Origin of the sequence: Streptomyces sp. WAC04114, from assembly GCF_019733245.1 — a bacterium.
Lineage (GTDB): Bacteria > Actinomycetota > Actinomycetes > Streptomycetales > Streptomycetaceae > Streptomyces > Streptomyces massasporeus_A.
Genome location: NZ_JAIGQA010000225.1, coordinates 1 through 12,132 on the forward strand (window position 1 = coordinate 1; position 12,132 = coordinate 12,132).

10 protein-coding genes are annotated in these 12,132 nt (G+C 71.8%); 6 read left to right on the forward strand and 4 right to left on the reverse strand.

Going from position 1 to position 12,132, the window contains the following annotated elements; translation table 11 throughout:
• Positions 1-341: 341 nt before the first annotated feature.
• Positions 342-890, reverse strand: coding sequence for a YciI family protein (locus tag K4G64_RS35240; protein WP_221759965.1), 549 nt, complete (start codon positions 888-890; stop codon positions 342-344).
• A gap of 64 nt (positions 891-954) precedes the next feature.
• Between K4G64_RS35240 and K4G64_RS35245 the strand changes: the two genes are divergently transcribed.
• Positions 955-1,731: an alpha/beta fold hydrolase gene (locus K4G64_RS35245; RefSeq protein WP_221759966.1), complete on the forward strand. Its 777-nt coding sequence runs from the start codon at positions 955-957 to the stop codon at positions 1,729-1,731.
• A gap of 86 nt (positions 1,732-1,817) precedes the next feature.
• Here the strand turns inward: K4G64_RS35245 and K4G64_RS35250 are convergent, their stop codons facing one another.
• Positions 1,818-2,474 carry a DUF4360 domain-containing protein gene (locus K4G64_RS35250; RefSeq protein WP_221759967.1) on the reverse strand — a complete coding sequence of 219 codons (657 nt, stop codon included), beginning with the start codon at positions 2,472-2,474 and terminating at the stop codon, positions 1,818-1,820.
• Between the two features lie 297 nt (positions 2,475-2,771).
• Complete coding sequence (locus K4G64_RS35255) at positions 2,772-3,230, reverse strand: Rrf2 family transcriptional regulator (protein WP_221759968.1); 459 nt, start codon at positions 3,228-3,230, stop codon at positions 2,772-2,774.
• Between the two features lie 151 nt (positions 3,231-3,381).
• Here K4G64_RS35255 and K4G64_RS35260 point away from each other — a divergent pair, with 151 nt between their 5' ends.
• Entirely contained in the window at positions 3,382-6,360 is a 2,979-nt protein-coding gene (locus tag K4G64_RS35260) for a beta-galactosidase (RefSeq protein ID WP_221759969.1), read from the forward strand.
• Between the two features lie 78 nt (positions 6,361-6,438).
• Positions 6,439-6,684 carry a hypothetical protein gene (locus tag K4G64_RS40780; RefSeq protein ID WP_260461419.1) on the forward strand — a complete coding sequence of 82 codons (246 nt, stop codon included), beginning with the start codon at positions 6,439-6,441 and terminating at the stop codon, positions 6,682-6,684.
• A 107-nt stretch (positions 6,685-6,791) separates the two neighbouring features.
• Here K4G64_RS40780 and K4G64_RS35270 read toward each other — a convergent pair whose 3' ends face one another.
• Positions 6,792-8,303, reverse strand: coding sequence for an alpha-N-arabinofuranosidase (locus K4G64_RS35270; protein WP_221759970.1), 1,512 nt, complete (start codon positions 8,301-8,303; stop codon positions 6,792-6,794).
• A gap of 387 nt (positions 8,304-8,690) precedes the next feature.
• On the opposite strand from K4G64_RS35270, the gene K4G64_RS35275 reads away from it, so the two are divergent.
• From K4G64_RS35275 to K4G64_RS35285, 3 genes are all read left to right on the forward strand, one after another.
• Positions 8,691-9,302, forward strand: coding sequence for a toxin-antitoxin system, toxin component family protein (locus K4G64_RS35275; RefSeq protein ID WP_221759971.1), 612 nt, complete (start codon positions 8,691-8,693; stop codon positions 9,300-9,302).
• Positions 9,299-10,528 carry a DUF6545 domain-containing protein gene (locus K4G64_RS35280; RefSeq protein ID WP_221759972.1) on the forward strand — a complete coding sequence of 410 codons (1,230 nt, stop codon included), beginning with the start codon at positions 9,299-9,301 and terminating at the stop codon, positions 10,526-10,528. Before K4G64_RS35275 ends, K4G64_RS35280 begins: the two co-directional genes overlap by 4 nt.
• 180 nt (positions 10,529-10,708) lie before the next feature.
• On the forward strand, positions 10,709-12,115 hold the full coding sequence (locus K4G64_RS35285) for an NAD(P)/FAD-dependent oxidoreductase (protein ID WP_221759973.1): 1,407 nt from the start codon (positions 10,709-10,711) through the stop codon (positions 12,113-12,115).
• Positions 12,116-12,132: the final 17 nt, after the last annotated feature.

The following is a 12,132-nucleotide window of genomic DNA, read 5'->3' on the forward strand; positions in this document are numbered from 1 at the left end:
GGCAGGCGGGGTAGTTCGGCGGGCGCGGGTCGGGGGTGGCTGATCGCGCAGTTCTCCGCGCCCCTCATGCCGTACTCAACACCCGTGCCTAACAAAGCATTTCAAGTCCGCCTCACAAGCTGCTTGACGCACCGTCACTTTGCCGAACCGGCCACCGGCGCCACCGCGGCCGCCCTGGCCGTGGGCGCCACACGGACGTGACTCTGTCCCCCGACGGTTCAACGCCCCCGGCAGCACCACGTCGGCGGGCTACGCGGGTGCGCTGCCCCTGGGTGTGGAGCAGGGCTGGCACGGCCCCGGCCCGGAGCTCACCGGCTTCAGTGGGCTCCGGGCCGCACTCGTCACCGTCGCCCGCCGAACTCCCACGCGTGGACCTCGACGGCCGCGTACCGCCCCCCGGGCAGCACGGCACGGGCTGCCTCCGCGTCGGGGGCCCGGACCAGTGCGGCCGTGCCCACCCAGACCTCACCGTCGTCGGACAGCAGGGGGCCGAACGCAATCAACTCGTCCCGGTTGTCCGGCACTTCGAGAGCGGATCCGGTCGAGGGCCCGAGTCCGAGCACGAGGTGGCGGTCGCCGCCCGTTCGCCCGCCCGGGAACTCCCACATGGTCCGGCCCAGCAGGTTCCGCCAGCGCCGCAGCAGGACGTCCCGGTACACCCCGGCCTGGTAGTTGGGCTCGTCGAAGGCGAACGCCCGCGCGGCGGCGGGATCCGGCAGGTCGACGATGTGCACACTGCCGGTGGGGGTCTCCCCGTCCTCGGCGAAGGTCGGCCCCCGGGCGATCAACTCCGCCTCGTACCGGTCCATATAGGCCCAGTGCGCCTCCCCCAGCTCCTCCCGCAGCGGCAGGGAGCCGGGCCGGTCGCGGTGGTGGCAGAAGAACTCCATGGCTCATCCAACCTCAGTGGCTACTCTCGTGTCTCCCATCCTCGTGACCACAGGAGAGCAGACCGTGCGCAGCGCCGCCGTAACGCCCGAGGGCGACCAGATCCGCTGGGTCGAACTGCCGGGGCAGGAGCCGCCGCGGGTCTACGTGCACGGACTGGGCGCCACATCGCCCGCCTACTTCACCGGGGCCGCGGTCCATCCGCTGCTGGCCGGGCACCGGTCGCTGCTGGTCGACCTGCTGGGCCACGGCATCAGCGACCGCCCGACGACCTTCGACTACACCCTCGAATCGCACGCCGACGCGCTCGCCGAGGCCCTGACCGCCGCGGGGGTTTCGGGCGCCGATGTGGTCGCGCACAGCATGGGCGGCTCGGTGGCGATCGTCCTGGCGGCCCGCCATCCGCGCCTGGTGTCCCGGCTGGTGCTCGTCGACGCCAACCTCGACCCGATCCCGCGTACGCCGGGCTCCCCTAGCAGCAGTGGCATCGCCGCCTACTCCGAGGAGGAGTTCGTGGCGGGCGGCGGCTGGGAGGAGGTCCGCGACCGGGTCGGCGCCCACTGGTGGTCCACGATGCGTCTGGCCGGCCGCGAGGCCCTGCACCGCAGCGCGTTCCATCTGACCCGTGGCACGGACCCCACGATGCGGGAGCTCTTGCTGGACCTGGAGATCCCCCGCACCTTCCTGCTCCCCGAGGCGGACGGGCCGCTCCCGGGCTGTGACGCCCTCGGCGAGGCGGGCGTGTCCGTGGTCGCGATCCCCGACTGCGGTCACAACATCATGCTGGACAATCCGGAGGCGTTCGCGCGGGCCACCGCGGCGGCGCTGGCGCCCCGGGGCTGATCGGACCTCGCCGCAGCGTCGGCGCCGGAGCACGAGGGGCGGCTCGTCGGACCGCCGGCCCGGTGAGGCCGCCCCTGTTCACACCGTCACGACTTCTTCGGGCACTCCTTCCACGCCAGGTGGTACACCGTGCTGATGTCCCCGTCGGTGGAGTCCATCGTCATGAAGCTGACCTTGTCGGCCGACTGGGTGCCGGCGTTGACGCGGATCTCGGTGTTGATGTTGAAGTTGCGCTGGACTCCGCAGGGTGCGTAGACCAGTTGGGCCCAGTCGGTCTCGTCGGTGGCCTGCCAGTTGTCGTTGAGAGGGCCGCTGAAGGGGTGGTTCCTGAACACCGTGCTGGGCGAGCCCTGGAAGTAGTACGAGGCCCGCTGGGTGGCGCTCGCGCCCCGCTGGAGGGAGGCGAATCCCCGGTAGTCCGCGCTCGCGATGGCGTAGGTGAAGCCGCCGGGGACGTGGACCTTGAGGTTGAGCTGGCAGTTCCTGCGGAACGCGGTCGGGTCGGAGTTTCCGCCGGCCTGCGCCAGGTAGTCGCTGTAGGTCACCGTGAAGGCGGTGTTGTCCTCGGAGACGGCGACCGCTGCCGTGCCCTGCGGGCAGCCGGAGCCGTTCACCGTGGCGACCTGGATGATGATCTTGTCCGGGGGCGGGTCGTCGAACCCGCCGGAGGACGGGGTTTGTGCGGGAAGTGCGCTGGTGAGGAGCGCGGCTACCGCACCGCTCAGGAGCAGGCCACCGGCCATGGTTCTCCCATCGGTTCGTGGGGGGTGGATCGTGACGGTGTTTGATCATGCGCATGTCAACGTGCGTGCGCGCCCCCGACCTGTGACCATTCCATGAAGGGGATGTGAAGAGCGGGAGCGGTCGCATCGTACGCAGCACGGCAGGGGTGGGCCAGGGCGCTCTCCGGCCATTCACACTGGCGGGAATTCACTGGGATGCCGGCAGGCACATAGGGTGCTTGCACCAGTGCGTCAGACCGAGGACATCCCGAGGACGGAATGAGGATCACGCACAGCGCCGCGCACGGCCGCAGCCCCTCAGGGGTTCTCCCAGGCCGCCGGTTCCGCCGCCAGCCGCTCCACCTGCTCCGGCAGCGCCCCGGCCGCGAGGTCGGCGATCGTCACGCCCTCCAGGATCCTGCGCACATTGGCCCGCAGGGCGATCCACAGCGGCAGCAGCGGCTCTGCGGTGCCGGAGTAGGCGAGACCGGTCGGCCGTTCGCCGCGCACCGAGACGATCGGCCCGTCCACGGCCCGGATCACGTCCGCGACCGTGATCTCCGCGGCCTCCCGGGCCAGCCGGTAGCCGCCGCCCCCGCCGCGCCGGCTGTCGACGACCCCGCCGCGCCGCAGATCCCCGAGGATCCCCTCCAGGAACTTGTGGGGGATGTCCTGCGCGGTGGCGACGGCCTCCGCCTTGACCGGCCCCTCCCCCTGCCGGACGGCCAGTTCCACGACCGCTCGTACCGCGTAGTCCGCTCGTGCCGAGATCCTCATAGGACCATTGTCCCGTGACCCTGTAGACATTGAGCACACGCACCGCGCACCACAGCGTGCACACGCACCCCGCACGACGAACACACGCAGCGCGCACCACGCACCACGCACCACGCACCACATATCGCAAGGCACAACAGGAGGCGCTCCCTTGGAGCTCAGCAGGCGTACCTTCCACGCTCTGGCCGGCACGGCGGCGCTCGGCTTCGCGCTGACCGGCAGCGGGTCGCCGACCTCCGCCAACCCGGCACGCACCGCGCCCACCGGCCCGCCGCCACCGGTGCCGAGCGCGGACGGCCGACCGCACGAGATCGGCTTCGACCACTACTCGCTGCTGGTCGACGGCCGCCGCCTGGTGCTCTGGTCGGGCGAGATGCACCCCTTCCGGCTGCCTAGCCCGTCGCTGTGGCGGGACGTGCTGGAGAAGATGCGGGCCCACGGCTACAACGCCGTCAGCGTGTACGTCGCCTGGAACCACCACTCCCCCGCCCCCGGCCGCTACGACTTCACCGGCGTGCGCGACCTGGACCTCTTCCTGCGGACGGCCGCCGAGGCGGGGCTGTACGTGATCCTGCGGCCCGGGCCGTACATCAACGCGGAGGTCGACGCGGGCGGCTTCCCGGGCTGGCTGACCGCCACCGAGGGCCGGGCCCGGACCTCCGACCCGACGTATCTGAAGTACGTCGACGAGTGGCTGACCGCCGTCAACGCCATCGTCGCGAAACGCCTGTTCACGCGGGGCACGGGCACGGTCCTGCTCTACCAGATCGAGAACGAGTACGACGCGCTCGTCGACGAGCCGTCCGGGCGCGCCTACATGTCGTACCTGTACGAGAAGGTCCGCGCCGACGGCATCGACGTGCCGCTGTTCCACAACGACAAGGGCCGTAACGGTCACTGGACCCCGGGGTCCTTCGGCACCGGCGGGGAGAAGGGGCGCTGGCTGTACGGGTTCGACGGGTATCCGGAGCCGGAGCAGGTGCCGCCCGACTGGGGGCTCTTCGGGGCGGGCGGCGCCAAGGGCGGGGCCACGGCCAGTCCGAGGACGCCCGGGTTCGTGCCCGAGTTCGGCGGGGGCTGGTTCGACCCGTGGGGCGGGGCGGCGTTCGACGGCAAGGGGTACGCCGAGGCACGGCGGACCCGGGACGCGGCGTACGAGCGGCGCTTCTACCTGACCAACCTCGCCAACGGCATCACGCTGCACAACGTCTACATGACGTTCGGCGGCACCTCCTGGGGCTGGCTGCCCGCACCGGCCGTCTACACGTCGTACGACTACGGCGCGGCCTTCGACGAGGCCCGCAACGCCACTCCCAAGCTCGCCTCGATGCACCAGATCGGGCAGGCGCTGCGCCACCTGCCCGACCTCGCCAAGCTGAACCGGGCGAAGGCCGTGCGCGCCACCGACAAGCGGATCAAGGTCTACCCCCTGACCAACCCCGACACCGGGGCCCGCTTCTACGTCCTGCGCAACGACTCCGCCGAGGCGGTCTCCGTGACCCTGCCGGACGCCGGGATCGACGTGCCCGTCATGGTCCCCGCGCGGGACGCCAAGCTGATCGCCGCCGATCTGAAGCTCGGGAAGCGGACGCTGGTGCACGCCACCGTGCAGCCGATGCTGAGCCTGACCGCCGGGCGGCAGGAGATCGCCGTGTTCGCGGGGAGGCGGGGCGATCTCGCGCAGGTCGTGCTGGAGTGCCCCGACGAGCCGACTCCCATGCGGCTGGACGCGGAGCCGGCGTGGTCCTGGAACCTCAACAAGCTGAACATCACCGCCCCGCTCGGCGCCGGCGGGCTGAGCCGGGTGCGGGTCGAGGGCGACGGCGTGGACACACAGATGCTGGTGCTGTTCGCCGACGACGCGACCTCCCTGCGGCTGTGGCCGTACGAGACGCCGTCCGGCCCGCTCCTCGTCTACGGCCCCGCCCTGCTGCGCTCGGCGGAGCTGCGCGACTCCACGGTCCATCTCACCGGAGACACCACCGGGCAGACCGGCCTGGAGGTGTGGGGACCGCGCGGGATCACGCACGTCACCTGGAACGGGCGCCCGGTCGCGACCCGGATCAGCGCCTCCGGCAGCCTGCTGGCGCTGCGGCCGCTGCCCGGGGTGACCCGGCCGGCCCTGCCCGCCCTCGACGGCTGGCGGCGCCGGGCCGGGAACCCGGAGTCCGAGCCGGACTTCGACGACTCGGACTGGACGACGGCCGACAAGGAGACGACCTTCAGCGCCACGCCCGTGCCCGACGGGCAGCCCGTCCTGTTCGCCGACGACTACGGCTTCCACTACGGCGACGTCTGGTACCGGGGCGAGTGGAGCGACGAGAACGGCATCGAGTCGGTCTCCCTCGCCTACAGCACGGGCACGCAGGGCCTGCTGATGGCCTGGCTGGACGGAGAGCCGCTGGGCACGCACCGCATGCCGGTGCCGGACAAGGAGCGGGCGCGGCAGGGGACGTGGACCGCCAAGGCCGACTTCGCCCTGCCCGAGGAGTTGCGGGTGAGGTTCCGTGAGGCCCGGGACGGGAAGCGTGACCGGCACGTGCTGTCGGTGCTCGTGCGGCCGATGCAGCACGACATGGACGGCGAGGCCCTCGACACGCACAAGGCCGCGCGGGGTCTGACCGCCGTCACCTTCGAGGGCGGCACCCCCGAGGTGACATGGCGGATCCAGGGCGCTTCCACGCCCGATCCCGTGCGCGGGCCGATGAACAACGGCGGGCTGCACGGGGAGCGCGAGGGCTGGCATCTGCCCGAGTACGACGACGGGGACTGGAAGGACGCCGAACTCCCCCGGGCCGACCGGCGGCAGGGCGTCACCTGGTACCGGACGGACTTCCGGCTGGACGTCGCCCCGGGGGTCGACGCCTCGATCGGGCTCGTCCTCGACGACGACCCGGGCCGGGCCTACCGCGTCCAGATCTTCCTCAACGGCTGGAACATGGGCCAGTACATCAACGACGTGGGCCCGCAGCACACCTTCGTGCTGCCCAACGGGATCCTGCGCACACGGGGTGCCAACACATTGGCGCTGGCGGTGTTGTCCGACGGGACCACACCGTCCGGGCCCGGAGAGGCGCGGCTGACGCTGCTGGGCGCGGCGGCCGGAGGCGTGCCCGTGAAGCCGGTGTGACCGGATCGGGGCGTCCGCGCGCATTGCCTTCTGCCGGTCGCCGACGACGACCTGTGGCCCGTCGGCCACGACTACGGCGTGGGCGGCCCGATCGGCAAGCCGCCGGGTGTGCTGCTCCTGCACGGTGACGGCAGCACCTGGCGGGGCGTGACCCAGCCGTTCGGTGTCGGCATGCTGAACGGGATCGTCGCCGACGCGCAGGGACGGCCCGACCGGATCGCGGGGTGGGACTTCTGGGACCAGACCCGGGCCCACTACCTGCGCTGGGACGGATGGCCTGGGTGGGCGAGCGGGCGCCCGTCGCCACGACCCCGGTCGTCATGAACGCCCTGGCGAAGGTGCCGGGCTCGGACGGCTACTGGGCGGTCGGGACGACGTCGGCCTCGGCGTCCTCGACCGCCCTGCTGCGCGTCGAACGCTGACCGCGGCCGTCACGCCAGCCGGATCACGTTCCAGGACAGCGGCTCCAGGACGGCGCTGAGCGTGCCGTCCCGGAGCGCGGTGCCGTCGACCGTGTGCGGGGCGACCCGCTCGGGGTCGTCGAGGGTGTTGCGGGCGTCGGGGTCGGTGTCCGCGAGGGCGCTGTGCTCGACGACCCGCGTGAGGCCGAGGCCGCTCAGGGCGACGTCGAGGGGCAGGGCGTCGGTGCGGCCGCGGTTGACGGCGAAGACGGTGACCGTGCCGTCCTCGGCGCGCACGGCGGTGGCGTGCAGCAGGTCGGTCTCGCCGTACTTCTTCGTCTCGTACGTCGGTGAGTCCACGCGGACGTCGAGGACTTCGCCGCGGCCGTACGTGCTGGCCTGCGCGAACGGGAAGAACGTGGTCTGGCGCCAGGCGGGGCCGCCGGGCTCGGTCATGATCGGCGCGATGACGTTGACGAGCTGGGCGAGGCAGGCGACCGTGACGCGGTCGGCGTGCCGGAGCAGGGCGATGAGGAGCGAGCCGAAGACGACCGCGTCCATGACGCTGTAGTTGTCCTCCAGGAGGCGCGGGGCCTCCGCCCAGTCCCGCGCGCCGGAGTTCTCGATCTCGTGCCACCGCGACATGTACCAGACGTTCCACTCGTCGAAGGAGAGGTTGATCTTCTTCTTCGACTTCAGCTTCGCGCCGATGTGGTCGGCGGTGGCGACCACATTCTCGATGAAGGACTCCATGTCGACGGCGGAGGCCAGGAAGGAGTCGAGGTCGCCGTCCTCGGGCTGGTAGTAGGCGTGCAGGGAGATGTAGTCGACGAGGTCGTACGTCTCCTCCAGGACCGTCGCCTCCCACGCGGCGAAGGTCGGCATGGACTGGCTGGAGGAGCCGCAGGCGACGAGTTCGACGCCCGGGTCGATCTGGCGCATCGCGCGGGCGGTCTCGGCGGCGGCCCGGCCGTACTCCTGCGCCGTCTTGTGGCCGGTCTGCCAGGGGCCGTCCATCTCGTTGCCCAGGCACCACAGCTTGATGCCGAAGGGGTCCTTGTCGCCGTGCGCGGCACGGAGGTCGGACAGGGCCGTGCCGGCGGGGTGGTTGGCGTACTCCTGGAGTTCGAGGGCCTCGGCGACACCCCGGGTGCCGAGGTTGAGGGCCATCATGGGCTCGGCCTGGGGGCCGATCTTCTTCAGGAAGGCGATGTACTCGGAGAGGCCGAAGCGGTTGGTCTCCGTGGAGCGCCAGGCGAGGTCGAGGCGGCGGGGGCGGTCCTCGACCGGGCCGACGGAGTCCTCCCACTTGTAGCCGGAGACGAAGTTGCCGCCGGGGTAGCGGATGGCGGTGACGCCGAGTTCCTTCACGAGGTCCAGGACGTCCTGGCGCAGGCCTGCCGCGTCCGCGGTGGGGTGGTCGGGTTCGAAGACGCCGGTGTAGACGCAGCGGCCGAGGTGTTCCACGAAGCTGCCGAAGAGGCGAGGGTTGACCTCGCCGACGGTGAATGCGGGGTCGAGGGTGAAGCGGGCGGTGTTCATGCTTGCCTTTCGAGGTTCGGTTTCGGCTGCGGGTGCGTGGGGGTTGATCGCGCAGTTCCCCGCGCCCCTGAAAGAAGGGCGTTATTGGCCTGCCAGGCATGAGTTGGGCCCATAGCTCGTCCCGTGCCCTGCCCTTGCGATCGACGATCAGAGATCGTTCGGTATTTCGGATAGCGCTCGTGACTTCGAACGGGACCGTAAATTCGAAGCGCTTGCCCGTCAATGGTCCGGCCGGATTTCGGACCGGAGGTTCCGGGCAGGAACGGTCGTTCTCCGTTGAACATCGGACGCCGGATCGCATGACGCACACACTTTCGGGCGCGTAGTCTCGGACGCGCCGGGCAGGGCCGTCGCCGGTCGACGGGACGGCGGTGAGAAGGGGGAGCGATGGACATCGCGGGCGCGCGGATCAGGGCCGCCCGAGTCACCGCCGCGCTCAGGCGCCCACGCAGTGGCTCAGCCATGCGCGGCCTGGCCGCCGAGCTCGCCACCGCGGTCCGGGCAAGACCCCGCCACCCCAGCGACGTACGGTCGCTGTGCCGGGCGCTGTGTGAGGAGATGAGCACCCGGCGCGGCGGACGTCCCGTCGAGCTCCGCTTCGAACGCTTCCCGGACGAGATCGAAGTGACCGGCCTGTGGATGGAGTTCCAGGACTTCGACCTCGTCATCGTCGAGGAACGGGCCGAGGCCGTGCAGCAACTGGTCATACTCGGGCACGAGTTGTGGCATCTGCACGCGGGGCACCGGCATCACGAGGGGGCGGGTGCGGCGGCGGCCGACGCGTTCGCCGACCGGCCGGGATGGGAGGACGTCGCGCTGACCGTGGCCGCCCGCAACGGCTCCCGGGAACGGGACGAGTCCGAGGCCGACGCCTTCGGGCATCAACTGGCGGCGCGCTGCCGGGCCCTGCTGCCGGGCGGGCGCGGACCGGACGTACCCCTCGAACCCCTGCAACGGTCGCTGGGCTACCGGGGACCGCGAGGAGGTGCGGCCCCGTGACGACGGTGGCGCTCACCCCGGCCGAGTTCGTCAACCAGTTCTATCCGAACTTCTGGTGGATCCCCGCGGGGGTCCTCGCCGCCGCCCTGGCCATCAAGCTGCCGAGCATCATCCGGCTCTGGAAGGACCCGTTGCTGCGCGCGGTCGGCGGGCTGCTGCTGCTCGCCTGCGCGGTGTTCGTCTTCGTGGCACCGTCGACGATCGCCCGGGTGAACCGGCTCACCGGGGTGGCGAACTTCTCCGGCCCCTGGGTCTACTCGCTGCTCACCGCGTTCTGCGCCTCCTGCCTGCTGCTGATCATCTCCTGGCGCAACGGCCTGTCCGACCGCTCGGACCACACCCGGCGTGCGATGCGGGGGGTCGTGGTGGTCTATGCGAGTGTGATCGTCGCGATGTGGGTGCTGTTCGCTCTCGCGGACGTACCGCAGGAGCGGCTGCGGGATCTCGACACGTACTACGCGAACACCCCGTACATGCGCGAGATGATCGTGCTCTACCTGCTCGCGCACACCCTGGCCGCGCTGGTCACCAACGGGCTGATCTGGAACTGGGTCCGCACGGACGGGCTCGACTCGCTGCTGCGCTGGGGGCTGAAGTTCCTCGGCGTGGGCTACGCGGCGCAGTTGCTCTTCGACGCCGCCAAGATCAGTGCCGTGGTGGCCCGTTGGTCCGGGAGGAACGTGGACTGGCTGAGCACGGCCGTCGCCCCGCCGCTCGCCTGCCTGTCCGCCGTGCTCATCGCGGTCGGCTTCATCCTCCCGCACGCCGGCCAGTACCTGCACGGCCGCTGGCACGTCCGGCTCGCCCTCCACGAACTGCGGCCGCTGTACCTGCTGATGAGGACGGTCAACGGCGCGGGGGTCCCGTTCCTGCTGCGCGCGACGCCGGAACTGCGGCTGGTGCGCCGGGAGACGTTCATCCGCGACGTGCTGCTGCCGCTCGCCCGGCACATCGACGAGGACCGGCGCGAACGGTTCCACGAAGCCGCCCTCGCCCTCGGACACCCGCCCGACCTGGCGAAGGCGCTCGCCGCCACCGCGGCGATCCTGGACGCGATCGAGGCCAGGAACCGGACCGGGGAGGACGACGGCAGCGGTGCCCGCGACACCACGGATCTGCTGCGCGAGATCGGCGCCGTGTCCCGGGTCCTGCGCCGCCCGGAGGACCTGCGGGCGGTCCGCGCCCTGGCACGTGACACCACGGACGGCAAGTCCCTCACCGGCTGAACCGCACAGGGGGGCCGCGGACACGGTACGTGAAGGTACGGTGAGAGCCGTCCGGGGCGGGGCCCGCATGGCTCGAAACCGGTGCCGGCGGAGGGCGTTGTGCGCCGCGCGGCGGGGGCCGGACGACGGGGAATGCCCGGTAGGGCAAAGGAGCCTTCATGGCTGAGTGCGAGGAGTCGCATGTCGCGTAGAGCAGTCGTCATCGGTGCGGGTCTGGCCGGAATGCTGGCCGCGGCGGCCCTGTCCGCCGTCGCGGACGAGGTGATCGTGCTCGACCGCGACGATCTGCCCGAGGGGCCGGAGCACCGCAAGGGCCTGCCGCAGGGACGTCACGCGCATCTCCTCATGGCCGGCGGGCTGGCCCCCATGGAGGAACTGGTGCCGGGCGTGAGCATGCGCAAGCACCTGCTCGCCGCCGGTGCGCACGAGATACCGCTCGGCTCGGGCATGGTCGCCCTCACGCCCGAGGGCTGGTTGCGGCGCTGGCGTCACCCCGGGCCGCGGATGCTGACCTCCACCCGGGCCCTGCTCGACTGGGCGGTGCGAGGCGCCGTGCTGGACGGCACCGCGGTGGTGATCCGCAAGGCGCGGGTGGTGGAGCTGACGGGGTCGCGGCAGCGGGTGACCGGGGTGCGGCTGTCGACCGCGGCCGGGGAGGAGGACCTCGCCGCCGACTTCGTGGTGGACGCGAGCGGACGCGGCTCCCGGATCGTGCACTGGCTGGCGCGGCTGGGCGTCGAGGACGTGCGCGAGAAGACGGTGGACGCCGGCCTGGTGAACGCCACCCGCCTCTACCGCACGCCCGAGGGGGCCGGGCGATTCCCCCTGACCATGGTGCAGGCCGACCCGTACCGGGGACGGCCCGGCCGCAGCGGCATGGTGCTGCCGATCGAGGGGGACCGCTGGATGGTCAGCCTCGCCGGCACGCGGGGCGGCGGCGAACCGCCTTCGGATCCGGACGCGTTCCTCCGGTACACCCTGGATCTGCCCGACCCCATCGTGGGCCGGCTGATCTCCGGCGCGGAGCCGCTCACCGAGGTCCACGTCAGCCGCAGCACCAGCAATCACCGCCGGTACCTGGAGAAGGTCCGCTCCTGGCCCGACCGCCTCGTCGTCCTCGGTGACGCGCTGGCCACGTTCAACCCCGCCTATGGGCAGGGCATGTCGGTGGCCGCGCTGGGCGCCCGGGAGCTGGCCCGGGAGCTGCGGCGGTCCGGCTCCGGCCTCGGCGAGCCCGGGGTCGCCCGGCGGGTGCAGCGGCGGGCGGCCAGGCCGGTGGAGGCCGCGTGGACGATGGCGGTGAGCCAGGACGTCTGGTACCCGGGCACGCGCGGGGGGTCTCCCGGGGTCGCCGACCGTCTGGTCACCGCCTACACCCGCCGCATGATCCGCACGGCGACCGGCTCGTACCCGGCGGCGTCGGCGCTCTGGGACGTGATGAGCATGACGACGGGGCCGACGCGGCTGCTGCGGCCCTCGACGGTGCTGGCGACGCTGAGCGGGCCGCCGTTGCCGGCGGCGGTGGGGGCACCGCTGACGGAGGAGGAGCGGACGGTCCTACGGCGACTGGACCGGACGGGACGCTGAGGGCGGGGCTGGGGGTT